The sequence below is a fragment of the Collinsella sp. TF09-1AT genome, from assembly GCF_003436895.1.
Taxonomy (GTDB): Bacteria; Actinomycetota; Coriobacteriia; order Coriobacteriales; family Coriobacteriaceae; genus Collinsella.
Map to the genome: position 1 here is coordinate 15167 of NZ_QSRC01000003.1, position 26377 is coordinate 41543.

General features: G+C 60.8%; 21 protein-coding genes and 1 tRNA gene. 5 read left to right on the top strand and 17 right to left on the bottom strand.

Features of this window, described 5'->3' with window-relative positions; all coding sequences use genetic code 11:
• Positions 1-11 precede the first annotated feature (11 nt).
• From DXC90_RS03250 to DXC90_RS03295, 10 genes are all read right to left on the bottom strand, one after another.
• On the bottom strand, positions 12-2894 hold the full coding sequence (locus DXC90_RS03250) for a proton-conducting transporter membrane subunit (RefSeq protein WP_117734752.1): 2883 nt from the start codon (positions 2892-2894) through the stop codon (positions 12-14).
• A 258-nt stretch (positions 2895-3152) separates the two neighbouring features.
• Complete coding sequence (locus tag DXC90_RS03255; protein WP_117734753.1) at positions 3153-3548, bottom strand: helix-turn-helix domain-containing protein; 396 nt, start codon at positions 3546-3548, stop codon at positions 3153-3155.
• A gap of 698 nt (positions 3549-4246) precedes the next feature.
• Positions 4247-4954 carry a hypothetical protein gene (locus DXC90_RS03260; RefSeq protein ID WP_117734754.1) on the bottom strand — a complete coding sequence of 236 codons (708 nt, stop codon included), beginning with the start codon at positions 4952-4954 and terminating at the stop codon, positions 4247-4249.
• An 89-nt stretch (positions 4955-5043) separates the two neighbouring features.
• Positions 5044-5334 carry a hypothetical protein gene (locus tag DXC90_RS03265; RefSeq protein WP_117734755.1) on the bottom strand — a complete coding sequence of 97 codons (291 nt, stop codon included), beginning with the start codon at positions 5332-5334 and terminating at the stop codon, positions 5044-5046.
• Positions 5335-5348: 14 nt separating this feature from the next.
• A complete protein-coding gene (locus tag DXC90_RS03270) occupies positions 5349-6188 on the bottom strand; it encodes a hypothetical protein (RefSeq protein ID WP_117734756.1) in 840 nt (279 codons plus the stop codon).
• The gene (locus DXC90_RS03275) at positions 6189-6626 is read right to left on the bottom strand and encodes a hypothetical protein (protein WP_117734757.1); all 438 of its coding nucleotides are present in this window, start codon (positions 6624-6626) and stop codon (positions 6189-6191) included.
• Between the two features lie 54 nt (positions 6627-6680).
• Positions 6681-7166 carry a hypothetical protein gene (locus DXC90_RS03280; protein WP_147326602.1) on the bottom strand — a complete coding sequence of 162 codons (486 nt, stop codon included), beginning with the start codon at positions 7164-7166 and terminating at the stop codon, positions 6681-6683.
• A gap of 329 nt (positions 7167-7495) precedes the next feature.
• Entirely contained in the window at positions 7496-8800 is a 1305-nt protein-coding gene (locus DXC90_RS03285; protein WP_117734759.1) for an ATP-binding protein, read from the bottom strand.
• A 235-nt stretch (positions 8801-9035) separates the two neighbouring features.
• Entirely contained in the window at positions 9036-11066 is a 2031-nt protein-coding gene (bilR, locus tag DXC90_RS03290) for a bilirubin reductase, long form (RefSeq protein WP_233502128.1), read from the bottom strand.
• Between the two features lie 533 nt (positions 11067-11599).
• Positions 11600-11676 (bottom strand) — tRNA-Met (locus DXC90_RS03295).
• A gap of 196 nt (positions 11677-11872) precedes the next feature.
• Between DXC90_RS03295 and DXC90_RS03300 the strand changes: the two genes are divergently transcribed.
• Complete coding sequence (locus tag DXC90_RS03300; RefSeq protein WP_158550213.1) at positions 11873-12646, top strand: type III pantothenate kinase; 774 nt, start codon at positions 11873-11875, stop codon at positions 12644-12646.
• Between the two features lie 85 nt (positions 12647-12731).
• Here the strand turns inward: DXC90_RS03300 and DXC90_RS03305 are convergent, their stop codons facing one another.
• From DXC90_RS03305 to DXC90_RS03320, 4 genes are all read right to left on the bottom strand, one after another.
• Positions 12732-13928 (bottom strand): ATP-binding protein, encoded by a 1197-nt coding sequence (locus tag DXC90_RS03305; RefSeq protein ID WP_117734762.1) that lies wholly within the window; start codon positions 13926-13928, stop codon positions 12732-12734.
• Positions 13929-14180: 252 nt separating this feature from the next.
• On the bottom strand, positions 14181-14882 hold the full coding sequence (locus DXC90_RS03310) for a hypothetical protein (protein WP_117734763.1): 702 nt from the start codon (positions 14880-14882) through the stop codon (positions 14181-14183).
• A complete protein-coding gene (folP, locus tag DXC90_RS03315) occupies positions 14883-16610 on the bottom strand; it encodes a dihydropteroate synthase (protein WP_117734764.1) in 1728 nt (575 codons plus the stop codon). It abuts the gene before it with no gap.
• Between the two features lie 94 nt (positions 16611-16704).
• Positions 16705-17457: an NAD-dependent protein deacylase gene (locus DXC90_RS03320; RefSeq protein WP_117734765.1), complete on the bottom strand. Its 753-nt coding sequence runs from the start codon at positions 17455-17457 to the stop codon at positions 16705-16707.
• A 135-nt stretch (positions 17458-17592) separates the two neighbouring features.
• On the opposite strand from DXC90_RS03320, the gene DXC90_RS03325 reads away from it, so the two are divergent.
• Complete coding sequence (locus DXC90_RS03325) at positions 17593-18411, top strand: exodeoxyribonuclease III (protein ID WP_117734766.1); 819 nt, start codon at positions 17593-17595, stop codon at positions 18409-18411.
• Positions 18412-18944: 533 nt separating this feature from the next.
• Here the strand turns inward: DXC90_RS03325 and DXC90_RS03330 are convergent.
• Genes DXC90_RS03330 through DXC90_RS03340 form a run of 3 tightly spaced genes read right to left on the bottom strand, consistent with a single transcriptional unit; the run spans position 18945 to position 22004 of the window.
• Positions 18945-19658 carry a DUF6580 family putative transport protein gene (locus DXC90_RS03330; protein WP_117734767.1) on the bottom strand — a complete coding sequence of 238 codons (714 nt, stop codon included), beginning with the start codon at positions 19656-19658 and terminating at the stop codon, positions 18945-18947.
• Between the two features lie 4 nt (positions 19659-19662).
• Positions 19663-21096, bottom strand: a complete 1434-nt coding sequence (locus DXC90_RS03335; RefSeq protein ID WP_233502129.1) for an ABC transporter ATP-binding protein — start codon at positions 21094-21096, stop codon at positions 19663-19665.
• Between the two features lie 20 nt (positions 21097-21116).
• Positions 21117-22004 carry an energy-coupling factor transporter transmembrane component T gene (locus tag DXC90_RS03340; protein ID WP_233502131.1) on the bottom strand — a complete coding sequence of 296 codons (888 nt, stop codon included), beginning with the start codon at positions 22002-22004 and terminating at the stop codon, positions 21117-21119.
• Positions 22005-22203: 199 nt separating this feature from the next.
• On the opposite strand from DXC90_RS03340, the gene glmU reads away from it, so the two are divergent.
• The 3 genes from glmU (at position 22204) to DXC90_RS03355 (ending at position 26376) form a co-directional block, all read left to right on the top strand.
• Positions 22204-23616 (top strand): bifunctional UDP-N-acetylglucosamine diphosphorylase/glucosamine-1-phosphate N-acetyltransferase GlmU, encoded by a 1413-nt coding sequence (glmU, locus tag DXC90_RS03345; RefSeq protein ID WP_117734769.1) that lies wholly within the window; start codon positions 22204-22206, stop codon positions 23614-23616.
• Between the two features lie 193 nt (positions 23617-23809).
• A complete protein-coding gene (locus DXC90_RS03350; RefSeq protein ID WP_089573682.1) occupies positions 23810-24796 on the top strand; it encodes a ribose-phosphate pyrophosphokinase in 987 nt (328 codons plus the stop codon).
• A gap of 563 nt (positions 24797-25359) precedes the next feature.
• Positions 25360-26376: an endonuclease domain-containing protein gene (locus DXC90_RS03355; RefSeq protein ID WP_233502132.1), complete on the top strand. Its 1017-nt coding sequence runs from the start codon at positions 25360-25362 to the stop codon at positions 26374-26376.
• Position 26377 lies beyond the last annotated feature (1 nt).

Sequence of the window (26377 nt, forward strand, 5' to 3'; positions counted from 1 at the left end):
GATGCCGCCTCCTAAATAAACACGTCGACGAGGATGGGCATAAGGTTGAGCAGGCCAAACACCAGCGCCACGCCCCAGCCGAGCTTAAAGCAGCTGCGCCAGGTGCTGCGTGCGAAGGTGTTGTCGATCAGCACCTCGACAAAGTACGTCGTAACCATCACGACCAGGGCTACGGCCCAGCTCACCGGGTTGTCCCAGACAAAGAACATGCCCACCCACATCAAAAACAGCACGGTCTCACACCAGTGCATAAGGGTCATCTTGGCCAGCGTACCACCGCTCATCTCGGTGGCGACACCCTGGACAATCTCTTGATGCGCGTGATGCGAGTACGAAAGGTCAAACGGCGACTTGCGCAGTTTGATGGTGAGCACCGCAAGCAGCGCCAAGAAAATGGGCGCACTGTACGCGATGATGGGCGCCGACTGCCCGGTTACGGCGATGGAGTCGAAGCTATCGGTGGCGAGATACAGACCCACGCTCATCAGCAGAACGGCGGGCTCGTAGCTCATAACCTGCAGCAGCTCGCGGTCGGCGCCAACCTGGGCAAACGGGCTTTGCGTCGAGGCGGACGCCAACACCACAAAGATCGCGGCGAGCGTCACCATAAAAGCGCATAACAGCGTGTTGGAACCCGACACAAAGATGCCGCCGCCCACCACGGTAAAGATGAGCGCGCACGCCATGTAGGTATCATCCATGGTGTTTACGCTGGCAGGGGCCTTGCGCAGGAGCTTGGCCACATCGTAGAACGGTTGCAGCAGGCGCGGGCCCACGCGGCCCTGCATGCGGGCCGAAAGCTTGCGGTCAACGCCGTCGATCAAACCGCCCACAAGCGGCGCAATCAGGGCAAACGCCACGGTACCAATAAATATGCCCACGACGCCCGAACCTTCAAAATACTTACCGCGCAGCACCGAGGGCGCGCTCATGGCAAGTCTCTCGGGCCCGATCCACGCGCAGCACAGCAGCGCAAACAAGATAATGCTGCAGCACACGACGCTGCCCGCGGGGCCGATACGCTTCTCGCCAAGGGCGTCCTCCGAGTACCAATTGCGCTTTTCGGCCTTCACCTCGTGACCCATCGAGCCACGGAAATGGCGGTAATTGTCGGTCCCCACGCCCGAAAGATATACGTTTACGTGCGGCTTGTTGCTCACACGGAATGAAGTCAGCAGCACCACGGCAATAAACGCCACGATAACCACCATCAGATACATGGCATCCTTGCCAATAACGTACGGCACGCGGCCAAACACCATGGCCAAGTAAGGCGACACCAGACCGCTCGAGATAACCGGGAACGCCACGCAACACAGAATCAGCAGCGCGGCGATGGTGTTGAGCGCCATCCATTCGGTCTTATGGACATTGACCTCAACGTTTTGAGCCGTGGGGTCGACGCCCGAAAGCTTGGCAAGCCACTTGCCCCAGAAGAAGAACGTCGCGGCCGAGCCAAAAGCAAGCACCATGATCATGAGCACGTTGCCGGTCTGCGCAAACGCCACCAGGGCGCCCCACTTGGAAACGAGCATGCCAAACGGCGCCACAAACATACCCATGATGCCCAGCATCATCAGACGCGTCAGGTGCGGCATGCGGCTGAACATACCGTCCATGTCCTCAATGTTACGGCTGCCGATATGATGCTCGGCGGTGCCCACGCACAGGAACAGCAGCGACTTGGCCACCGTATGGAACAGGATCAGGAAGATGGCCGCCCATACGGCCTCGGGCGCGCCGACACCCAAGCAGGCACTGATGAGGCCCAAGTTGGAAATGGTGGAGTACGCGAGCACGCGTTTGGCATTGCTCTGCGAGATGGCCATGAGGGCAGCAAGCAAAAACGTGATGGCGCCCACACTCGTGACCATAAAGCCGGTCACGGGATAGATGGCATAGAGCGGGCTCAGCTTGACCATCAGGAACACGCCGGCTTTGACCATGGTGGACGAGTGCAGCAGGGCGCTCGTGGGCGTGGGGGCAACCATGGCGCCGAGCAGCCAGGTGTGGAACGGCATCTGCGCGGCCTTGGTGAGTGCGGCGAGCGACAGCAGAACGACCGGCATCACCAGCAGCGCGGATTGTGCGGTTCCGGCGCAGGAAAGCTCGATCATACCCGAGATGGTCAGCGGCATGCCGTTAACGTGCAGGTACATGAGTCCGGCCAAAAACGCGATACCGCCCAGCATGTTGAGGATGATCTGGGTGAAGGCGTTTTTAATGGCCTCGGGCGTGCGCGTGTAGCCAATCATAAGGAACGAGCACACGGTGGTGATTTCCCAACCGCAGAACAGCCACTCAAGGTTGTCGCTCGTCACGATGACGAACATGGCCGAGAGGAACAGGAACATGAGCGCCAGGAACTGCGGGCGACGGTCGGGCGCAGTCTGCCCGCGCAGTGCGGCCTCGTGCTCGTCGTGGGCCTGGAAGTCCTTCATGTAGCCCAAGGCGTACACGCAGATCAGGCTGCCGACGATGCCAACGGCGAGGACCATGATCACGCTCATGTAATCCAGGTAGAGCGGCGTGGCCGTAACGGCTTCGACCGCGGGCAGCGTCATGGCCGCAAAGGCGACCGAACCCACCAGCTGGACGATGCCGAGCACACCGGTAAGCACACTCTTATATTTATGCGCGTTGTACAGGATGACGGCGCACAGGATCACGTCGATGACGGAGTTGATGATCGAGAGCACGTGCGAGGTGCCGGGGGCAACCTCAAAGCTCTGCGGACCCGTGCCAAAAAATAAGACGGCAACTACAACCGTTGTCGCCATAATGACGCCGGAGCCTACAAGCCCTACCGCATCGCGAGCACGGTCACCGCGCGCAAGCAGCATGCCCAGCGCCGGTACCAGCGGAAACAGGGTAAGGAAATACAGTAGCGTCATACCATCACTCCCCCATGCAAAAACGCTATACATGCATTACGTTATAACGCTAATTCGAGCACCTGAAGGCGGGCTTTCGGCCAACTGTGGAACTTTAGACGTGCGAGGTAAGAAGCCTGTCCGTATTGAAGCAATATGGCGGGCCCCGTCGCGGCAGTGCAGGGCGCGCCCCATTAAATGACAACCTCCTCTGCTCCGAAAGAGCCTTTAGAGGGGCATCGCGATAGAAAAAATGCACCCCGTAGGCGCACGTTTTCGCTACTCCGCTTTCTTGGCGCGTGGTTTACGACCGCGCGGCTTATCAACCAGCGCTGCCTCGCCGCCGTCGCGATACTGGCGGCACCAGGCCTTAACCGAAGACTCGCTGGGAATCTGGTGTTTGATCATGGCCTCGCGAACCGTCAGGCCGTTTTCCAGGCGATCCTTAACTACGGCGAGCTTAACCTCGTACGAATACGTGTGATGGTGAGTGCCCGCGTTGAGCACGGCATCGGCACCGCCCACGGCATATGCGCGGGCCCACTGACGAGCCGTTGCCTGGGGAATGCCAAGCTCCGCGGCGAGGGCGCGATGACCGACCCCCTCTTGGAGGACCTCGACGGCGCGCTGCCTAACCTCGGGCGCATGCGTACGAGTCCTAGTTGCTTCTGACATACCTGCCACTTCTTAGCCTTAACCGTTAATCTGCTTTCTTACGTGCATGTTAGATAGTAGCATTTTGCTGTTCGCGCGTAGCAGTTAATTGAAAATAGCAACGGCGGCATCTGGGCATTTGCCATTTATTTGCGACATTTCTTTACGTTCTATTTACGCAGCTAGTTAGCTCGCAGCTCATTGAGCGTGTTTTACCAACCAGATTGGTATCTTTTTGTTTCGCTTGGTATAGTTTGCGTAATTATTAACCCCTCCTAGCCCCTAAGTTAACGCGGCGGGCCTTCCGTTTACTCTCCAGCTTTCCACTTAACTTTCCAGCTTTCCACCTTAGGTGTTAAGTTAAGTGGAAAGTTGGAAAGATGGTGGGAAGTCGGCAAAGCTAAAACACCTTTCTCCAGCGGCGGCTGGACAGTTAGTTCAGATTCGTATTTTTTGACAGCACCGAAACTCTATTCTGGCCCCCTGAGAAGCCCCGTTGGCGGCTCACTAAATACAAATAGAGCTCATATCGGCCAGCTAACCATAGTTCTGGACTGTTTTTTGCCCCAAAACGAGCGCCGGATGCGCCTGCTGCGGTCTGGAATTATACGTATCTGAACTAACTGTCCAGCGGAGTCCAAGACCGGGATCGCGCAGACTAGAGGGGGGCGGCAACTGGGTGGTTGCCGCCCCCCTTGCGAAGCTAGTCGGCTTCGGAATCAGTGATCGATGCCGTTGAGGTTCACCCTCGTGAGCGTATAGGTCACATAGTCGGGCGATTGAGGCGTTGCGCTCGCCATGTCACCCTTAACCAGGCTCGCTGTCATCACCAAGCGATAGTTCGCGTAGAACCGACTCGGCTCAACCTGCATTTTGACCGTAACAGTAAAGGGCAGGCTAAACGTAGTGCCAGCGTTCTGCGTTTTGAATTTGCCATTCTCCTTCGTGTCGGTGAAGGTAATCGCATTGCCCTCAGCTTTAACCTCGGCAAGTTCACTCGCCCCCGTTACGTAGTTGGAAATGCCATCCGTTACGTTCTCATACAAACCATCGGTCCCGCTGCGGACGCACCCGATCACGCCGCCAAAAAACGCGCCCGGCACGCCAGAGGCGTCTTTATTCTTATGTGCAATAGAGGCCGCCTTGCCCGAGTATTCAATGTTCAGATTACTCACAACGCTACCGTAGCTATACGGGATCAACCCAGAAAGCGCACCTGTGTCCTTGGAGTTGCGGATCTTGATAGCCGCCTGCGTAGCTACCTGCGACGAGCCCCTCAGATTACCAACGATAACGCCACGGAACGGGTAACCTTTATTACCCAAGCCCTGAAAAACGGCGGCGTCCAGCTCAAGCGTGTCAATGCTTTCCCCCTTGTCGTTCTCCGGCTCGATGCTGTAGTAGGCACTCTGGAGATAGCTATGCATCGTCGCGTCGTCAAGCGTATCTTTGGGGTCGGTTTTGTTAGGCTCGACCCGTCTCTCTCATGTTTTGCTCGCCTGCTTGTAGACGTACGTCACTTCATTACTAGCATCCGCTGGGCACGGTCGAGCTCGTCGCTGCTAGGCGTACCCATGTAGCCCGTGAGCAAATCGCTCGCAAACAGGCTCTGAGCGGTACCCGTCGCGGCGACGGACTTAAGAAATCCGTTGGCGATGTAGGCGGAATAGGTAAAGTAACCACCCATCACGAGCGCCACGGCGCAAACAAGTGCGATTGCCGCCACAACCAGCTTGTTCTTGACTAGGCTTTTGCTTTTTGCCAGCTGCTCGCGCTCGGCATCCTGCTGCTTCCCCTGCTTCTCCATGTGCGCTCCCTCTCCTACTTACCGCTCGTGTTGCGCGCGATCAGGTAGATCACATCGGTCTCTTTGGCGCTCTCATCCCACGAAAGCTCGATGATAAAGTTGAGCGTGTTCTTGCCATTCGAGCCGTCGAGTGTCTTGGCGTTGAGTTCGCTTTTGCTGAACACCTTGAAACGGTAGAGCGGGCGTGCGTTGCGCTGGACGTTTTGATAGTCCTTGAATGTAGGGTCGCTTGCGCCCTCGCCCGGCACGGCTGCCAGGCCGCCGCCCGGGTCGTTGATGGGCGTGAAGCTCTTCAGCAGATCCGTTTCAGACATTTTCATGCTATAGGGCTTGCCACCCGCAGTGCCGCTCACGTCGGGAGTATCACCTAGGCCCTGATTCTCGGCTTTATACAGCTCGATAGTGAGACCTTTAATATTGGTCGTATTCGCAAGCTGCAGCTCAAACCCATCGCCGCCCGTCTGCACGCAAAACGGGCGCTTGAGCGTCACCGTGTTGCCGGTCTTGGTATCGCCGTATTCGGGGTTGTAACTCAGGTCGATCTGCTCGGCGGCCGTAGCGTTGGGGCCCAGCACCTTGAGCTCTGCCGGCTCCTTGATCTTGCCGACGGTGGAGCCGCGATTGGCATCGACAAACCATCCGAGCGTCAACCCCAGCAACACGAGAAGCACGGCCAGCAGACCCATGATGGCCAGGGATTCGCGACGATGATTGCTGGTCCACGTCTTGATGCGCTCGATGCGGCCAACCGGACGCGCTTCGCCGTGCGAGCCGAACCCGTTGCCGCCGGGGTTTGCCGCTCCTTCGTTGTGTTTGATATCGCCCTGCTCGCGGGCATTAAGCTGCTCGTCCATTTATTTATCCGCCTCCTTGGCGGTAAAGCGCACGCGAATGTACTTGATGTTCTTGCCGATAACCTCGTCGGCGTTGTTGTAGTAGCTGGCGCAGGTTTCCACATCCGCAGAGGACATGCCGGCTCCGACAGGCGGGACCGCACTAGGCGCCTGACCTGGCACGCTCGTGCTATCGGCGCGGAAATGGCGCGCGTGGTTACTGTTGATGTCGCCGACGAGGGCTGCGTATCCCGCGGCGGGGTCCGTGCTCGCAAAAAGGTTGCCGCCGTAGCCGGCGTTGCCCGTGCGAACGTAGCTCTTAAACTGCTCCGGCCAAATCCAGTAGAGGGTTTTGGGTACGGTTTTGGTCGTATTGTTTGAGCCCTCAGCGCGAAAGCTCCTCGCCGGAATGGCAAAACTCTGCGTGATGACGGTAACGCTGGCTCCGTCCTGGGTCACCGCGGTTGTCGTGGGAACCAGCGGATTGGAGTAAAAGCCAGAGGTGTCTTTGCCCTAGAAAACCAGGATATGACCGCGCACCAAACCTTTAAGCGAGTTGATGATCTCTTCGTTTTTCGATGCGTCCGCGGCGGTGCCCGTACCCGCAGCGCTCGTCTGGACAGAAATCTCCCAGGTCATCTCCACCGTGATATCGTGCAGGTCGTTGCAGAGCGGCTTGACGTTGAGCTGGAGCTGGCCCGCCGATCCCGAAGAGAGACTGCCATCGGCACTCATGTTATTGAGGTTGAAAAAATTGTTCACGGCAAGGCTTGTACTGTCCGACGCGTAGTTGTCCTGGGCGTCGTACTTGCCCGCCGTGCCGTCCTGCGTTCCCGAGAGCACAAACCGCGGGCCCTTCGCCGCGATCGTGCTTCCCGTGGCGCTCACTCGGTTATTCGCGGAAAACCAGGCCAGGCATGCAAAGATGGCAACGATGGCGGCCAGCACAAACAGACCGCTCACCAGGAAATCCTTCCAGAAATCCTTGAGGGTCCGCACATGCTCGTCGGCAGCTTGGCGGTACTCGGCCGCCGTCTTGTGCTGCTAGAGCTCGCTATGTCGGTCCATGCCACCCATCGTTTACGTTTGCCCTGCTAGTGAGCGTGCCATCCTTTCCGCTTGGTCGTGCTCAATCATTGCTCGTAGGCATAGAATTCAGGCAGAATACAACACCATGCGATAAGGGAAAAGAATAGCATTGACCTGCGGTTTGCCCCACAACACAAGCCTTAATGATGTCTTAAAAGTCGAGCTCTTGGTGCAAAGTAACCTGACCCCCTTGCACCAATCCGTAGCACCGGGCAGCGGACGCACGACGTACCGCCCCCTTAACACCCCAACGCGCGCACGGGTATCACGTAGATACCGTTCTCGACCTCGCGGGCGTACTCACCCACCCCCACAATCACGGCCATAAACTCCGGTTCGTGTGTGCGTGAACGAGGATTTCCACAGACCTTCTTGCGAGCGCGCTTGAGGCTCTCGACGCCGGCGCTCGCCTTATCTTCGCTCACCTTAATCTCAAAGGCGGCCCACCGTCCATCGGCTAGCTGCACGATGGCATCGCATTCAAGGCCCGAATCGTCGCGATAATAGCGCACGGGCGTACTATCCAGCAGGTCGAGCGACCGCGCGTAGACCGAAAGGTCGCGTATAACCATATTCTCAAACACCAGACCAAATGTCTGCCAGTCGGCAAGCAGCGCCTGCAAGGACATGCCCAGCAAGGCGCAAGCAAGGCTTGGATCTGCCAGATAGCGCTTGGGTTTGACGGTAAAGCGTCGTTTGTCGCGCGCGGCGGGAACCCAACCGGGGACCTCCTCGAGAATGAACATGCCTTTGAGAGCATCCAGGTACCTACGCACCTTGGTCTCGTCGGCAAACGCTGCGGGTTCCTCCTCGGCACCGAACATATCCATAAGAATCGTTTTATACGTGGTCGCCTGTCCCAGATTGCGCGCGATCGATGCGGAGACTCGACGAGCAATATCGGGGTCGAGACCGACCGCCGGAAAGCTGCTCGAAAACGTGGTGTTGAGATATTCGCGGGCGATGAGCTGGGCGTCAGCCGAGACCATATCGATCGCCTCGGGCCAGCCGCCGCGGCAAGCGGCTTCGACAAGCCCCGGCGTATCGCCATTGCACCGGCAGGGCTCAAAACGATGCTCAAACAAGCCCGCCAGGCTCACCTTGCCGTTGGACTCACCTGTCTCGGCAAGCGTCATGGGGTGCATGCGGACGCGGCCGATGCGGCCGGCTCCACTATGCGCGGGCGCCTCCGCCTTTGAGCCAAACGCAGGCGTGGCGGAACCCGTGAGGATATAGGCGCCGCGCGTGCCCCGGGCACGGTCGACCTCGTGTCTAACGTAGTCCCAAATCTGGGGAACGCGCTGCCACTCATCGATAATATGCGGACGGTCTCCCAGCAACATCATCGCCGGGTCGGCACGCGCGAGGTCGAGATTCTCGTCGACATACGAGACGGACGCCCCGTGCTCAAGCGCGGCCCACGTCTTGCCGCACCGCTTGGTGCCTGCAATCTCGACCGCGCCAAAAACACGAAGGTAGCGTTCGATTTGCGCATCCACGATACGTGGGATGTATCCGTCCCGATGTAGCCTCTCTCCTGCCATGAGCCACCCCCGCAGATTTCCAGTTCCTGCTTTCTGATTCTTCTATTCCACTGTAGTAAATTCGGATTTTCGGGTGGTTGCGATTCGGATTTTCATGTTCATATAATTCGGATTTTCATGTTCTAAAGAGTCGGATTTTCTGAACCCACTGGTCAGGGGCGCCCTCATTGACAAAAAGGCGGGGAGCGCCGATAACGGCACCCCCCGCCCACTCAATACGCGGTAGCTTTCTTGCTTACAGCTCGTTGGCCGCGTGATACGCCGTGCGGATGGCGCTCGCAATGTCGGCGGTACGCTCACCCGAGCAGTCGCCCACGCAGGTCACGGGCACCGTCACGCCGTCCAGGTCAAACGCGTTGGCCTTGGAGCCCACGGCCATCACCACGTAATCGCAGGCAATCTTCACCGGCTCCTCGGCACCGTCCTCGGTGGTGCGAACGGCCTCCACGCCCTCGTCGGTAATGGCGGTCAGGCGGGTCTTAACATGCTGCTCCACATTGTGCTCTGCAAAGTCGCTCATAATCAGCGGCAGAATGGTCTCGGACTCGCCCGCGGCAATCTTGTCGAGCATTTCCACGATCGCCACCTCGCAGCCGTGCTGCAGCAGGTACTCGGCAGTCTCGGTGCCCACCAGGCCACCGCCAATGACGGCGACGCGCCCGCTGAGCTCCACCTTGCCGGCCAGCACGTCCCAGCTCGAGACAACCTTCTCCGAATCGGCACCGGGTACGGGAATGACCACATCGTGCGCGCCCACGGCCACAATCGCGGCGTCGGCGGCGTTGAGGTCCGCGGGGCTAGCGGTGTGGTTGAGTTCAACCTTCACGCCCAGGCCGGGCAGAATCTTCTCGTAGTACTCGACCGAGCGCATGATCTCGTCCTTGCGCGGAGGCGCGGCCGCCAGCACAATCTGGCCGCCCAGATGGTCGCTCGCCTCGTAGACGGTCACGTCGTAGCCGCGCTTTGCCGCCACGCGCGCTGCCTCCAGGCCGGCAATACCGCCGCCCACCACGGCGATCTTCTTGTTGCCCTCGCCCGGCTTAATGGCGATGGTCGCCTCGTCGCCGTTCTCGGCATTGAGCACGCACGAGATGTATTTGCGGTTTTGGATCGCGTCGACGCAGCCCTTGTTGCAGTTGAGGCACTCGCGGATGGGCTCACCTGTAGCGGCCTTAAGCGCAATGTCGGGGTCGCACATGAGCGAGCGGCCGTACGCGACGATGTCGGCCGAGCCGTCTTCCAGGATCTTCTCGCCGGCCTCGACCGAAACAACGCGGCCGACGGTTGCCACCGGCACGGAAACCAGGGCCTTGACGCGCTCGGCCACGGGCAGCGTCCAGTTGTAGGGCATGGCGCCCATGGGCGGAATGGTGTCGCCCATGTTGCCGGTGTGGTTTGCCTGCGCAACCTGGATCATGTCGATGCCGGCCCCCTCGAGCAGCTTGGCGAACTCGCAGGCCTCGTCGGGCAGCAGGCCGCCCTTGCCGCGCGGCGTGCCGTCGGGGTTCTCCATGATCACGGGGAGCTTGTACTCCACCATCAGCTCCGGCGCGGCCTCCTTAATGGCGGCGACGACCTCGAGCGCGTAGCGGACGCGGTTCTCGAACGAACCGCCGTACTCGTCGGTGCGCTGGTTGAGGATAGCCGAGCACAGCGAACCCACCAGACGGTCGCCGTGGACCTCGATGGCGTCGATCCCGGCCTGCTGCGCGCGGGCGGCCGAGGCGGCGATGGCTTCCTTGATCTGGGTGAGCTGCTCCACACTCGCCTCGTTCACAAAGTGCTGCATGTCGTGGTGCAGCTTGGCGTAGGCCTGTTTGCGGATCTCGTTGGACTCGGCCATCTTGGCGGCAAAGGTCTCCTCGTCGCCGGCGGCCTTGGCCTCCTGCGCGGCCTTGGCGGCGGCCATTGAGCCCATGACCATGCGGCCGACGCCGGGGACGTCGTACTCGGGGTGGAACAGCTGCAGTGCGACCTTGGCACCGTGCTTGTGGACGGCGTCGGCCAGTGCCTTAAACGTGGGGATCTGAGCGTCGGTCGCCAGCTTGGGCGTGGGGCTTGCGGTCATAACGGGAGCGACGTCGCCGATGACGATGTAACTCACGCCGCCACGGGCCAGGCGCTCGTAAAAAGCCAGGCTGCGCTCGCCGATGGAACCGTCGCGCTCCTCGTAGCCGGTGGTAAGCGGCGGGAACATAATGCGGTTCTTGAGCTCAAGGGGGCCAACCGTAATGGGTTGAAGCAGCTTAGACGCAGGTGTGGTCATGGACATTCCTCTCTTGTAGGCGCGGCGGCGATGATGCCGCGTAGTTGTCTAGAGGATATGGCATGGGGGCACAGCGGCACAACGAAAATCGGCGGATAGCAGGTAGCGACAGGTGGATGGGGGTGGGCGGGGCGGCCCGTCGGTTTGTCTCAATCTGTAACAGTTACGCGGCAAAACTGGGTCTTACTGTTACAGATCGAGATATTCCCCTCGACCCAACCTCAACAATCTCAATCTGTAACAGCTAGACCCACTTTTGACCCCTACCCGTTACAGATCGAGACAAACCAAACCCACCTGCTAGAAAATCTCAATCTATAACAACAACTCGGCAAAATCCGTCCCTCGTGTTACAGATTTAGACAAACACGGCCCAACCCACCGGTATATCTCAACCTGTAACACCTAGCCGCCCAAATCGGGTCTAGATGTTACAGATTGAGATTTTGTTTGGGAGGTTAGGAATTGGGCCGAGAAAACAGTCCCGGGATAACAAAAAAGCTCGCCGGCTAGGCCGACGAGCTGCAAGTTCTTGGTCGCGGGGGCAGGATTTGAACCTACGACCTCCGGGTTATGAGCCCGGCGAGCTACCAGACTGCTCCACCCCGCAATGTCTGGGCGCCTCATGTGCGCAAGAAAGAATATTACGCGGGAGTTCGGTAAACGGCAAGGAAAATCTCGTAGAGCATAGTTCCTTCATATTTAAACCCCTCAGCCTCTATCACCGTAAACGAATCGCAGCCGAGCGCCGTCGACGGCACGTATACAATGGTGCGCGTCCTTTTATGCCGACACCTGGAGTAGACATGCTGCTCGCTATCGATATGGGAAACACGCAGACGGCCATGGGCCTGTTTGACGGAGACGAGCTGGTGCAGTCGTGGCGCATGCCCACCGACCGCTCCTATACCGCCGACGAGATCCACGTGCGCCTGATGGGTTTCTTTAAGATGTACGACCTTTCGCTCGATGCGGTCGACGCAATCGCCTTTGCCGGCGTGGTGCCGCAGCTCTCGCGCGAGTGGCACGCCGTGGCCGACCGCATTGCCGCGGACGCCATCGTCATCGGGCCGCAGACGGCTGCGGTGACCAAACTGCGGGCGGCGCGCCCCCAAGCCGTTGGTGCCGACCGCATCGCCAACGCCGTCGCTGCCGAGACCTTCTACGGCGCCCCGGCGATCGTGGTGGACTTTGGCACCGCAACCAATATCGACGTCATCGACGAGGACGGCTATTACATTGGCGGAGCGATCGCGCCGGGCATCCGCATTTCGATGGACGCGCTCGCCGCCCGAGCTGCCAAGCTCGCCAGCGTTCCGCTCGAGGCGCCCGAGCACGCCATCGGCCGCGATACCGAGGAGTGCATCAAGGTCGGCGCCGTGGTGGGCGCCGCCGCCATGGCCGAGGGCTTGGTCGCGCGCATGAAGCGCGAGCTGGGCCGCGAGGACGCCACCGTTATCGCCACGGGCGGTCTCGCCGGCATCGTTGCCGATTCGACTGACGCCTTCGACGTGATCGACGGACAACTTACCATTAAGGGTATCTGCGAAATCTATCGTCGCATGCAGGAGCTGGGATAGAGCAAACGCCAGGTCGCAGCAACCAGCCGCCAATCCTATTCCTCAAAATCGAAAATTTTTCAGTTTTGAGGAATAGGATTTTTTGCTAAGCCTCGCCGCACAACCACCTCGCCAGGTCCACGATCTGCACCCCATCGCGATCCGTGGCCTCGTGATGCGTGCGGGCGAGAATCATCTTGGGATACGCATCGCCAATGCTCAGCAGTGGCGAAATCTCGCGTTCAAATGTCTTATCCGAGCTGATGTCGTCGCTCACCTGAATGTAGAGTTTCTCGCTCCGCTTGATTGCTACAAAGTCTATTTCCTTTTTATAGAGCACGCCGACGTATACCTCGTATCCGCGACGCAGCAGCTCGATTGCCACCATGTTCTCGTATACGCGTCCCCAATCCATATCGCGTGTACCAAGAAGCGCATTTTTAAACGCATGGTCCGCCAGATAGTACTTCTCGCCGCTCTTAAGGTATTTTTTGCCGCGAATGTCGTACCGACGAACTTTATAGAAGGCAAACGCATCGCACAGGTACCCCATGTACGTGCCGACCGTCTTGTTCGTAATCTTTAGCCCATCCGCATTTAATGCATCAGTAATGTTGCGTGCCGACGTAATGTTGGAAACGTTGTCCATCATGTAATCGGCAATGCGCAGCAGCGCCGATTCGTTTCTCACGTTATGCCGCTGCACGATATCTCTCACAATGAGCGTCTTGAAGACGTTGGAGAGATATTGATAGCGCTGCTCCTGCAGTGGATAAGGGTAAGAGCCGGACATACCGCCGGTTCTCGCGTACTCATCGAAGTCGCGGTCGACCTCGCCCTCGTCGCCATAGAGACGATACTCCTCAAACGAGAATGGGAAAACCTCGATCTCGAACGTGCGCCCCGTAAAGAGCGTCGACAGATCGCTCGACAGCAAAAAAGCGTTCGATCCGGTGATGAAGATGTCGTACTGCTCGGATGCATGGAGGCTGTTGATCGCGCGTTCAAAGCCGTCGCACATCTGAACTTCATCGATAAGCAGAAAGTTCTGTTTGCCGGACACTCGATGCTCTTTTACATAGGCGAGCAGCGCGTGATACTCGAGCAGGTTCTCGAACTCATCGAGGTTGTAGTTGATATGGATGACATTCGAATTGGACAGATGTGCCTCCACGTAATCGCGGAGGGCCTCGAGCAATTTTGATTTACCGCTACGACGGATGCCCGTGATGACCTTGATGTCCGGCACGCCAATAAGACTCGTCAACGTGTCCATATATGACGTTCTATTGATGAGTTTCATCGGGGCCTCCTCGCGGTCTTTTATCGCTATTCCTCAAAATTGAAAAATTTTCAGTTTTGAGGAATAGGCTCTATAGCGAATATACCTCGCGAAAGACCGAGCTGCCTTAATCCTATTCCTCAAAAACGAAAATTTTTCAATTTTGAGGAATAGGGCGCTGGCAACCCATTCCCCAGATAGGCGGAACCCTCCCCGGCACAGGCAGAAGAGGGCTTCGTTGTCATCGTTATCTTTGAGCGCGGGTGCCTCGCGTTACAGTCCGCGAATCCGTACGGCCTCGGGCGGAAACTCCTGCTCGCCGGCATCGGTCTTGATGGTCGCACGGCCCCAGATATCCAGGCCCGCAAACACACCGACCGCAAGCGGCAAACCGTTGGGCGACACCGCCGCAACCTGACGACCCAGCAGCGGCACCATATCGAAGTACTCACCCAGCACCGGAGCCAACGGGCCGGCAGCGCCCTGCGGCGTGTTGGCAACAACTGCCCAAGCGCCCACGCGGGTCAGCACGGCGGCGGACAGCGCCTCGACCAGCGCCTCGTCGGCCATATCCACGCCAAGCCCGCTCAGCGCCGTGCGCTCAATATCCACCGTCACGGCACCGAACATGCCCGCGGCACCGGCGCCACCGTTCACGGCAACGCGTGCGAACGGCGTCTCGAACGCGGGCGCGCCGCACACGATGTTGCTCGGCCACTCAATGCCCACCTTGCCGGCAAGGCCCAGACCCGGCGTCGAAGCCGTGCCCACAAGCGCGTCCATCATGCCCATCGCCGCCACAAACGGCAGGCCGTGGAAGGCATGCATATTCACGTCTGGGCGCACGACCAGCGAAAACGTCAACGACGCCTCACCCGCACTCCAAGCGCACCAACCCGCAGACGCACCCTCGCGGCCCGCGTCGCGCGCGGCATCAAGCTCGGTGCCGGCAGCTACAGCATTCATCTCAATCATCTACATACGCCCCAATTCGCCCACGATATGACCCACGCGGTCCTCGGGCTCCTTGACCTCGACGCCGTTGAAGCGGAAGAACCGCGCCGGGTCGTGCATCAGGTCCTCGAGCGGCACCAGCACAAAGTCGCGCTCGCCGATCAGCGGATGCGGCAGGCGCAGCTTCTTGCCGCCGTGCGTCTCACCATCCATCCACAGCAGGTCCAAGTCGATGGTGCGCGGGCCGTTGACCTTGGCCTTCTTGGAGCGGTCGCGGCCCAGCTCGAGCTCGATCTTCTGCAGCTCGTCAAGCAGTACCAGCGGCGCCAGCTCGGTCTTAATCTCGATAACGGCGTTGGCAAACGCGTCCTGGCGCGTCTCGTAGGCCGGCTCGCTCTCGTAGATGCGCGAGCAGTTGGACACGCAGGTGAGCGGAATCTCGGCGATCATGTCGCGCGCGGCGCGGATGTTGTCGCAGCGATGCCCCAGGTTGGAACCCACGGCCACAAACGCGCGGCGCGGCTGCGGCTTGGCGACGGCCCAGTAACCGTTCAGGAACTGCGCGAAGCCGGTGACGTCGTGCACGCGCACGATGTTGGCACCGGCCTGGATGGCGCCCAGGCACACACCAAACGTGGCGGCATCGCGCGCGGCCGCCTCGGTCACGCCCGAGACGGCGCCCACAAAACGCTTGCGCGACACGGCGCACATGAGCGGATAGCCCAGCGATGCCATCTTGGCGGTCTCGCGCTGGATGACGATATCCTCGTTGGCCGTCTTGCCAAAACCCGGGCCGGGATCGATGCAGATGCGATCGCGCGACACGCCGGCATGAATGAGCGTGCGGGCCTGGTCGGACAGAAAGCCCATGACGCGGCGCATGATGGGCGCCGAATCGGGCAGGGTGAAGCGGCGGAGCTGAGAGGTGGGCACGTAGGCCTCCTCGCGGCGGGCGCTGCGGCGCATCATGGCTGCCAGGTGGTCATTGGGCTCCGGCGCGGGCTCGGGGGTCGCGGCAGGCTCGGCGGCAGGGGCGACCTGCTCGGCCGCCGGTGCCGCCTGCTTCTGCTCGTCCGCAGGCTCGGGCGCGGGCTCCGGGTCGCCAAACGGCAGCGAAGGCTGCACCACGCCGCCCGGAAGCTTGGCCTCCGTCTTGGGCTCGCCCAGCAGCTTGCCGCGACGGCGGCGAGCCGGCTTCTCGGCCTCTCGCGCGGCCTCGGCAGCCGCCTCGCGCGCCTTCTCGGCAACAAACGCCGCGGCCGAGGTATCGAGCTGCACCGTTGCATGTGTGCGGGTAGGTGCCGCGACCTCGCCGGCGTGCATCACGATGACGCCGCAGGTGCTTGTCGCGACAAACTCGACCATCTTGGGGTCGGTGAAGCCCGTCACGTCGTTGACGATCGAGGCACCGCAGCGCACGGCAGCCTTGGCAACCGCCACGTGGCGTGTGTCGATCGAGACGATGGCGCCCTCTTTGGCCAGCGCGCGCACCACGGGCAGCACGCGACGAGCCTCCTCGTCGGGGTTGACCGGGGTAAAGCCGGGGCGCGTGGACTCGCCGCCTACGTCGATGATGTCGGCGCCGGCGTCGAGCATCGCCAGGCCGTACTCGATAGCGGCATCCGCATCGAAGTGCTCGCCGCCGTCGCTAAACGAATCGGGCGTCACGTTGAGGACGCCCATGATGCGCGGACGGTCAAAGCTGAGCTCGTACTTTCCGCACCGCCATGTCTTGCTATCGTTCGCCATGAACATCCTCCTAAAATGCCCACGCCGCCGCGCTTGGGCGCTGGCGGCGGGGTCGTTTTGCAATCAGTCTTTCTATTGTATCCGCGTGCGCGGGCTAGAACGCAAACGCGGCCGCGATGTCGCAAGAAATCAGCAGGTCGGCATTTGCATCCTGATCGGTGGGAGCAAGATTGCAAATGGCCAGCGTATCGCCGGTAAAGTAGCGCGTAAGGCCCGCCGCCGGATACACCACGAGCGAAGTCCCGCCCACAATAAGGGCATCGGCCGCGGCGATGGCGGCAACGGCACCGGTAAGCACATGCTCGTCGAGCGGCTCCTCGTAGAGCACCACATCGGGCTTGATGCGGCCGCCGCACACAGGACACGCGGGCACGCCCGCGGCATCCTCGTGATCGCGCGCACAGATCCACTCGGCGCTATAGACTGCGCCGCACGCCTGGCAAATGTTGCGGTGGACCGAGCCGTGCAGCTCGAACACGCGCTGCGAGCCGGCCATCTGATGCAGGCCGTCGATATTTTGCGTCACCACGGCGCTAAGCTTGCCGGTCCGCTCCAGCTCGGCCAGTTTGGTGTGGCAGCGATTGGGCTTGGCGCCAAGCGCGATCATCTTGGTGCGGTAGAAGTCAAAGAACTCGGCCGGATGCGTCTCGTAAAAGCTATGCGAGAGCATAGTCTCGGGCGGGTAGGCAAACTGCTGATGATACAGGCCGTCCGCGCTGCGGAAATCGGGAATGCCGCTCGCCGTGGAAACGCCCGCGCCGCCAAAGAACACCACGCGCTCGTGGGTATCGAACAGCTCCGCCAGCGCCGCGGAGGCCTGCTTGGGGTCCGATATTGCCTGCGTCATACGAGTCCTCCGTCCTGGTTGGTCGGGCAGCGTCGGGCAATATCCCAGCACGCGGCCCTTGGGTTGTCACGCGTGGTGCCCGCTCCGCCCTTGTTGCGCTAATCTTAAGCCTGCCAACCCCGTCGAAAGGACACCATGCCTCAGACTTACACTTTCGCCTCGTGGAACGTCAACGGCCTGCGCGCCGTGCTCAAAAAGGACCCGAGCTTTATCCAGATCGCGCAGGAGCTCGATGTCGACATCTTGGCGCTGCAAGAGACCAAGCTGCAAGAGGGCCAGGTCGATATCGACCTGCCCGGCTATCACCAAACCTGGAGCTACGCCGAGCGCAAAGGCTATTCGGGCACCGCGGTCTTTAGCCGCCAGGAACCGCTGCGCGTGCTGCGCGCCGATGCCCTGCTGCCCTACGCCGGCGAGGGCGAGGCGGCAGAGCTCGTGGCGCAGGCCGCAACCGAGGGCCGCGTCTGCGCGCTCGAGTTCGATAAGTTCTGGTTTGTCGACGTCTATACGCCCAACGCCCAAAACGAGCTCGCCCGCATCGATGTGCGCATGGCGTGGGACGATGCCTACCGCGGCTTTTTGAGCGCACTTGAGCGCGAGACCGGTAAACCCGTGGTGACCTGCGGCGACTTTAACGTGGCGCACGAGGAGATCGACCTTAAGAACCCCAAGTCCAACCGCGGCAACGCGGGTTTTTCGGACGAAGAGCGCGGCAAGTTCACCGAGCTGCTCGATGCCGGCTTTACCGATACCTGGCGCGCGGCAAACCCCGACGTCGAGGGCGTCTACAGCTGGTGGAGCTACCGCTTTAATGCTCGCAAAAACAACGCTGGCTGGCGCATTGATTACTTCCTGGTGAGCGACGCAATCGCCGGCAACGTGCGCGACACGGGCATCCGCGGTGGCATCTTTGGCAGCGACCACTGCCCCGTTACCCTCGCCCTTGAACTCTAACCCAACTGATCTCCCAAAGACGAAGAAAAGCGGGGCGTTTTCGTCTTGCGGGCGTGTTCGCGCAACCCGCCCGCCACGAAACCTGCCCATCTACTACGTTTAGGCCGCCACCCTCAACCACAGCGAACAACGCGAAAAGAAAACCGCAGGTAGAAAGCCTGCGGTTTTTCATAAAACGCGGTCATGGTCGGGGGTATCAGGCTAAGCGTAGTAGATGGGCAGCTTTCGTGGCGGGCGGGGTCAGCTGATTCCCTGGGACGTCTGGGGACGGAAGAAAACGGATCAATTTGGCTCTCTGAGGGCCACGATGCCCGTCATGTCAACCGGCCATTTCAAAACTATGCCGGTTTACGGGGCTAAATCGCAAACCCCCAACCATACGCAATTCCGAAATAATAAAACTGCAGGTAAACGGCTTACTCTATTTCGAAAAAAGCCGGTATGGCCTGCCTGTGCCAATCTAGCCCCGTAAACCGGCGTAGTTTTGAAATGGCACTTCGACAGTATTGATTCCCGCCCCGACACAACCAGCCCTACAGCCCGTACTTCACGACGACTCGGTTGATGCGGCGACACCAGGGCTTGTACAGGGCGGCCAAAAACACGCAGGTCGCGAGTCCGTGCGTGATGTCGAACGGCACCGCCGTGGCAAGACGCGCCACGGCGCCCGCCCACGTGAGCGGCTGCACAAAACCGATGATGTCGTATGCGTTGATCACGACGCCATAGAGCAGGCCCGATGCAAAACCGTACGCAAGCAATGCCGGCATGCGCACGGTCCCATCCGCACGGTCGAACGCACCCGCATGCGCCAGGGCGCCGCCAACATAGCCGACGAGTCCCCAGGCATACATCTGCCACGGCGTCCACATACCCTGGCCAAAAAAGAAGTTGCTGGTCAGCGCCGCCAGCGCGCCGACCATAAACCCGTTGCGCCGGCCCAGCGTCGCCCCCGCGATAATGGCGATGGCGCTCACGGGTTTAAAGTCGGGAATGGGGCCAAACAAGATACGCCCCGCCGCGGCCAACGCCGCCAGAACCAGCGTTGGCATAATCTGGCGCAGGCCGGGGCGCGATACCTCGTAGCCCGCAAAGAACAGCGCGAGCACCAACGCCACCACGACAAGCATGGCAAGCGCCGCCTGTTCAACGCCCGCCAGCAACGCCGCAGTCATCACTGCGGGGACCGCCAGCAGCAGCGGGATTTCCATTTTTGCAAGTAGGCGCGAGACGCGATAATCCGCCATTCCATCACGCCCTATAAAACACGTTTTCGGCAAAGAAGTCGGTCGGCGGCTCCACGCAGGCGATCTCGCCGTCAAACATCATGGCGATTTCGTCAGCGACCTGCTCGGCAAAGTCCAGGTCGTGCGTGGCCATGATGACGGTGCCGCCGGCCTGCGCATGCTCACGCAGGGCTCGGGCGATAATGCAGCGACTTGCCAGATCAAGGCCCTTGGTGGGCTCATCAAGCAGCAACAGCTCGGGGCCAATCAGCAGCAGCTTTGCCAATGCAAGCAGTTGACGCTGTCCGCCCGAAAGATCGCACGGGTGGCGCCCATCCAGGCCCGACAGCCCCAGACTTGCTGCGCGCTCCTGTGCCACGGCCTCGTCGTACCCGCAGGTCGAAGCCCATTCCATTAGTTCATCGCGAACCGTCTCGGCAACCAGCAGGGCCTTGGGATTCTGAGGCAGCAGCGCCGCCGAAGCCGTCCCACGCACCATGCGGCCACGCTGCAGCTTAGCCGTCTTGGCCAGCACCGAGAGCATCGTTGACTTGCCGCAGCCGTTTCCGCCCACGACCGCATGCACCACGCCGGCCGAAAACGCCACGTCGAGCCCGCGCAGCACCCAACCGCCCGCGCGATCGTAGCGAAACCAGCCCTCGCGGATAGCCGCTGCCGCACTCGTCGCCGCCCCCTGCGCGGGCCGGCAAGAGTCCAAAGCCAAAAGTCCCTCGCGACTACCCAAACTCGCTAGGTCAGCCGCCTCGCGTACGCGACCGCCCTTAATCCGGTACGCATACGTCGCATACTCGAGCATCGGCCGCGGCTGGTGCGTTGCCACAACAACCGTGCAGCCCAGCTCGCGATTCACACGAAACAGCGCATGCATAAAAATTTTCTCGGCGACGGGGTCCAGCTGGGACGTGGGCTCATCGAGCAGCAGCACGCGCGGGCGCAACGCCAGCACGGCAGCCAACGACAGCAGCTGCTTGCGTCCGCCCGAAAGCGTGTCGGTATCGCGGTGGAGCCAATCCTCCAACCCAAAGAAATAGCTGGTCTCGGCCACGCGACGGCGCATCTCGTCGCGCGACATGCCCAAGTTTTCCAGGCCAAACGCCATCTCGTGCCACACGGTCTCGCACACAATCTGGTTTTCGGGGTCCTGAAACACATAGCCCACGCGCTCCGCGGACGCGCGCACGTCCATGTCGGCAACGTTCTCGCCCAGCACGAGCAGTTCGCCAGTGCGCTCGCCCGCCGGAGCGATCTCGGGCTTGAGCAGCGACAGCAGCGTCGACTTACCCGACCCGGTACCACCAACGAGCAGCGCAAACGCGCCTTGGGGAACAGCCCAGTCAAGCCCCTCGAGCACCGGCGCCTCGGCCCCGGGGTAGGCAAAGCGCAGGCCTCGCACTTCAATCGCCGGCTCATCCGAGCCGCGCGCCGCGTCCGTCATCATGCTCCCGTCCAACCGAGTCATCAGCCAAACCTCTTTTCGTCAACCGCGTGCAGCACGCAGGGCAGTGCCATCCAAGCCGCGTATACAACATAGCCCGGCCACGGCGCCGGCACCGAAAGCTGCGGGTAAAACGAATACTGCGTCGTCGCAACCCATGCCACCGCTACCGCGGCGGCACCAAACGCCGCAAGCCCAACCAGCGCGGCAACATCGCCGCGCCCCAGCCGATACCGCGCGTACGTCGTGCGACGCGTCGCGGCACCCCACCCGCGCGAGCGCATCGCGTCCGCACGCTCCAGCGAATCTTCCATGCCCCAGCCCATCAGCACGCTCGACGCCCGCAGGCGCGAGCGCACGGGGTCGGCCGGCGCGCGCCCCGGCACGTCAATCGCATCTTGCACCGCCAGCACCGTACGACCGCGGCGCAGAAACTGCGGGATAAGCCGCATGCACATCGAGATCATGAGCGCGACCACCGGCGCGGCGTTGCCAAAAAGCGCGAGCACCTTGTCGTAGCTAAGCATCGACGCCGCGGCCTCAAACCACAGCACGCTCGCCACAAACAGCCCGCCCATGCACAGGCCGTATACCATGCTCTCCAGATACACCGCGCGCATGCCAATACGGAACAGCTCCGTCGAGCCCGAGGCGCTAAACAGCGGATTGACCAGCGCGATGATCAAAATCACCGGCAGCTGCCAGCGAAGCGCCCCCAGCGTACGCGCTGCACCGCGCGTCGCAAACCCGTACGCCAGCCCGCCCGCAAGCGACAGCGCAATCAACACCGGTTGCATCGAGAACATGGTAAGCCCCAGCGTCAGCACCATATAGAGCGCCGGCACCGCCGGGTGCGACATCGAGAATGCCGCGACGGGCTCACTGCCCGATTCCTCTCGCGTGATGTCCACGGGCACCCCCATCCCCTCGCTCAAACGCCAACGCCGCAGCGCCGCCGGCGCCATACACAACCAGCGTAAACGCCACACCGGCGACGCAAGCCTCAACCGCCGCAAACCAATCGTTACGCGCTCATCATATGCCTGCGGTATCATATTGCGCCGTGTATCGTTTCCAAACACACGTCTCTATAACGTAACAGGAGATCACATGGACGCAACCGCAATTATCCTCGCCGCCGGCGAGGGCACCCGCATGAAGTCGAACCACTGCAAGGTTTCGCACAAGATCCTGGGCAAGCCCATGGTTCAGTGGATCGTCGACGCCACCATCAAAGCCGGCTGCAGCCGCGTCGTGGTCGTCATCGGCAGCCACGCCGACGAGATGCGCGCCCTCATCGACGGCGCCTACGCCAACAGTGCCACCAAGGTCGAGTGCGTTGAGCAGACCGAGCGCCTGGGCACCGGCCACGCCGTGAAGGTCGCACTCGAGGCCTGCGGCATCACGCAAGGCCCGGTCGTCGTACTCAACGGCGACCTGCCGCTCATCACCGCCGACACGGTCGCCAAGTTCGCACAGACCGTCGCCACCGGCGAGCTCGCCTGCACCGTCATGACCATGACCCCGCCCGACCCCTTCGGCTACGGCCGCATCAAGCTGGGCGACGACGGCCAGATCGAGCGCATCATCGAGCAGAAGGACTGCACGCCCGAGCAGGCCGCCGCGCTGCTGGAGTGCAACGCCGGCTGCTACGCCTTTGACGGCGCGCAGCTCGCCGCCCACATTGACGAGATCGGCAACGACAACGCGCAGTCCGAGTATTACCTGCCCGACATGCTCGAAATTCTCAAGGGCCACGGCCAGGCGGTCTCCATCTTCCACTGCGATGATTACCGCGACGGTCTGGGCGTCAACAGCCGCATCCAGCTCGCGCAGCTCACCGCCATCGCGCGCGATCGCATCAACGAGCACTGGATGGCCGAGGGCGTCACCTTCATCGACCCCACGCAGGCTTGGATCGGCCCCGACGCCGTCATCGGCCGCGACACCGTCGTGTGGCCGCAGACGCACCTGATCGGCCACGTCACCGTGGGCGAGGAGTGCCAGCTCGGCCCCAACAGCCGCCTCACCGACACCACCGTCGGCAGCGGCTGCGTCATCGATGAGACTATCGCCATCGAGGCCGTCATCGAGAACGGCGTCGACTGCGGCCCGCGCGCCTACCTGCGCCCGGGCACCCACATGCTCGATGGCTCCAAGGCCGGCACGCACGTGGAGATCAAGAAGTCCACGATCGGCGAGGGCTCCAAGGTGCCGCACCTGTCCTACATCGGCGACACCACCATGGGCTCCGGCGTCAACGTGGGCGCGGGCTCCATCACCTGCAACTACGATGGCGTCCACAAGCACAAGACCGTCATCGGCAAGGACGCCTTCATCGGCTCCGACACCATGATGGTCGCGCCCGCCCAGATCGGCGACGGCGCGCTCGTGGCCGCCGGCTCCGTCATCACCGAGCCGGTTCCGGCAGACGCACTCGGCCTGGGCCGCGCCCGTCAGGTAAATATTGAAGGCTGGGCCACCGATTATCGCCGCCGTCTGCACGAGGACGACGAGGTATAACGTTTTATCAAGCATCTAAGGAGCTGTTCCCATGGGGACGGCTCCTTTTTCTATGCTGACCTGCGCGACCGGATGAGTGGTCGGTTCGTGTCCGTTGACGGTAAAGACGTTATCAAGACTCGATAAACCCCGCCGCGCGGTTACAATGCAACAAGGCATCTATATGGCATTCGATGTATAAAGGAGAAGGGTAATGCCGATTAATGATCCCGAGAAGTCGGAGAATATGCGCAAGTCCATCCGCGTGTATTCCGGTTCCTCCAACCGTCCCCTCGCTCAGAAGATCGCTGAGTACCTTGGGGTCGAGCTTTCGGGCCTTACGCTAAAGCAGTTCGCCAATGGTGAGATTTACGCCCGCTACGACGAGACCGTCCGCGGCGCCGACGTCTTCCTGATTCAGTCCGTGGCCGGCGGCAACGTCAATGACATGCTCATGGAGCTGCTCATCGCCACCGACGCTGCCAAGCGCGCATCTGCCCGCTCCATCACCGCCGTCATCACCCACTACGGCTATGCCCGCCAGGACCGCAAGGCCGGCCCGCGCGAGCCCATCACTGCCCGCCTCGTCGCCAACCTGCTCGAGCGCGCCGGCGTCAACCGCATCATCACCCTCGACCTGCACCAGGGCCAGATCCAGGGCTTCTTCGATATCCCGGTTAACCACCTGTCCGCACTGCCGCTGTTCGGCCAGTACTACAACGACATGCACTTCGACACCGACAACCTGGTTGTCGTGTCCCCCGACGTGGGTCGCGCCAAGGCCGCCAAGAAGCTGTCCGACATGCTCGGTTGCGATCTCGCCATCGCCCACAAGGGCCGTCCGCGCCACAACGCCGCCGAGGTCATGGGCATCATCGGTGACATCAAGGGCAAGACCTGCATCATCAATGACGACATGATCGACACCGCTGGCACCCTGTGCGCCAACGTCAAGGAGCTCAAGGCCATGGGCGCCGGCGACATCTACGTGTGCGCCACCCACGGCATCTTCTCCGGCCCGGCCATCGAGCGCCTGAACGACGCCCCCATCGTCGAGTGCGTCGTCACCGACGCCATCCCCGTCGAGGTCGGCGGCAAGATCAAGACCATCTCGGTCGCCGAGGAGTTCGCCCAGGCCATTTCCGCCGTTTACCACGAGGAGCCCGTCTCCACGCTCGTCGGCGGCGACTTCGCACTGTAATCCAACGCGCATCGCATCATCTTTGATGCTTTTAAAGGGTCGGAAGCTCGCTTCCGACCCTTTTTCTATCCCTCGCCAACCTTCCCTGGACAATTAGTTCAGATACGTATTTTTTTAAAGCCCCAAAGGGCCGTTCGGAGCCTTCTGAGCTCCCCGGCGGATGCCATGCCGCCCAATGCTCATCGTTTTCGAGTACAACCGCCGCATATTTACCCTCAAATCGCCCTCGAAGGCCCTTAGAAACGCCTCGAACGCCCGCCGTCTTATACGTATCTGAACTAGCTGTCCAGTAGCTATCGTCAACCTTCGCGGCAGAGCTCAATTTCCTGCAATCCCCTCAACCGATTCCATCGATTTCATAACACCCAGCCGTTCATGGCGCGCAGCGCCCCGCTGAGCGAAAAGAACGGTATGGCGGTCGCATTCTGCCGCCAACTTAGTACGTTATAGCTATGACGACCGTGATTTCACATCTCTCCGCCCTCCGCGCAATTCGTCGCGCACGACGGGCGTACTCTGCCCTACCCTGGGACTCCGTTGATAGTGAACAGCAAGCACAGGCCTTGGCTAGCTGCATTCCCAATAATGACGCGATAGACTTTGGCGCACTTTCGATACTCGACGCCTGGAATGAAGATGATTCCGAACTGCTCGATCTTCTCGTTTCAAGCGAAGACAACAGACGCCCCGACAAGCGACTTCTTCAGCATATTCTCTCCGCGCCTCTTCCTGAAGGTGCAATTATGCACGTCGAGGCCGACATCTACGCAACGTCTCCTGCCATGACAGCCATGCTTTGTTCCAAAAATGAATCAGTCGCCAAATCCTTGATGCTTCTCATGGAACTGCTCGGAACCTACTCCCTTCCTCCTGGGGCAACATACCCCATTGCCTATGACGACATCTGGCCCAAGGGCGATGACTGCGAAGCGATGGACGACCTCGATTGCCGGGGCGATCAGTCGGCGGCCGAACAGCAGAACGAAACCCGCTACGAACAGGCGCACTACAAATGCGAGCCCGCCACAACTATCGAAGAGCTTGAGGCGGTCGCGCGCTTCGCCAAAAGTAGCTCATACACCTCGTTTCGCACGGCAGTCAATCTCGCCCGACCCGGATCTGCATCCCCAGCCGAATCCCTAATGTTTGCCGTTCTCGGAGCGCCCATGCGCTTTGGCGGATTCGGATGCTGCAGCCTGCCCATGGGAGGCCTGCTACTCAACCATCGAATCGACTTCGACACTCTTGCGGTCAACATGTCCTCCGGCATCCCTTACGCCATCTGCGACCTATATTGCCCGGCAGCCGGAGTCGACAACGAATACAACGGAATTGGGCATGAGCTTCAAAACGCTCGCATCCACGATGGCAATCGAAATAATGGACTCAAAGCAATGGGCATCCACGTCCTGGTTATCAATCGCGACCAAATGAAAGACCTTGTTGCACTCGAAGCCTTCGCCCAAACGATGCATCGACTCGCGGGAGTCCGATTCCGGTATCGCATCAAGGGCTATCGCAAGCGTCAGGCCGCTTGGCTCAACGCTCTGCGGGCCGGAATCGGCCTTGTGCCGGTCTAAA

Coding starts and splice junctions, on each gene's coding strand:
- DXC90_RS03250 (WP_117734752.1), bottom strand. CDS start 2,894: ATGACGCTACTGTATTTCCTTACCCTGTTTCCGCTGGTACCGGCGCTG.
- DXC90_RS03255 (WP_117734753.1), bottom strand. CDS start 3,548: ATGTCAGAAGCAACTAGGACTCGTACGCATGCGCCCGAGGTTAGGCAG.
- DXC90_RS03260 (WP_117734754.1), bottom strand. CDS start 4,954: ATGCATAGCTATCTCCAGAGTGCCTACTACAGCATCGAGCCGGAGAAC.
- DXC90_RS03265 (WP_117734755.1), bottom strand. CDS start 5,334: ATGGAGAAGCAGGGGAAGCAGCAGGATGCCGAGCGCGAGCAGCTGGCA.
- DXC90_RS03270 (WP_117734756.1), bottom strand. CDS start 6,188: ATGGACGAGCAGCTTAATGCCCGCGAGCAGGGCGATATCAAACACAAC.
- DXC90_RS03285 (WP_117734759.1), bottom strand. CDS start 8,800: ATGGCAGGAGAGAGGCTACATCGGGACGGATACATCCCACGTATCGTG.
- bilR (WP_233502128.1), bottom strand. CDS start 11,066: ATGACCACACCTGCGTCTAAGCTGCTTCAACCCATTACGGTTGGCCCC.
- DXC90_RS03300 (WP_158550213.1), top strand. CDS start 11,873: ATGCTGCTCGCTATCGATATGGGAAACACGCAGACGGCCATGGGCCTG.
- DXC90_RS03305 (WP_117734762.1), bottom strand. CDS start 13,928: ATGAAACTCATCAATAGAACGTCATATATGGACACGTTGACGAGTCTT.
- DXC90_RS03310 (WP_117734763.1), bottom strand. CDS start 14,882: ATGATTGAGATGAATGCTGTAGCTGCCGGCACCGAGCTTGATGCCGCG.
- folP (WP_117734764.1), bottom strand. CDS start 16,610: ATGGCGAACGATAGCAAGACATGGCGGTGCGGAAAGTACGAGCTCAGC.
- DXC90_RS03320 (WP_117734765.1), bottom strand. CDS start 17,457: ATGACGCAGGCAATATCGGACCCCAAGCAGGCCTCCGCGGCGCTGGCG.
- DXC90_RS03325 (WP_117734766.1), top strand. CDS start 17,593: ATGCCTCAGACTTACACTTTCGCCTCGTGGAACGTCAACGGCCTGCGC.
- DXC90_RS03330 (WP_117734767.1), bottom strand. CDS start 19,658: ATGGCGGATTATCGCGTCTCGCGCCTACTTGCAAAAATGGAAATCCCG.
- DXC90_RS03335 (WP_233502129.1), bottom strand. CDS start 21,096: ATGATGACGGACGCGGCGCGCGGCTCGGATGAGCCGGCGATTGAAGTG.
- glmU (WP_117734769.1), top strand. CDS start 22,204: ATGGACGCAACCGCAATTATCCTCGCCGCCGGCGAGGGCACCCGCATG.
- DXC90_RS03350 (WP_089573682.1), top strand. CDS start 23,810: ATGCCGATTAATGATCCCGAGAAGTCGGAGAATATGCGCAAGTCCATC.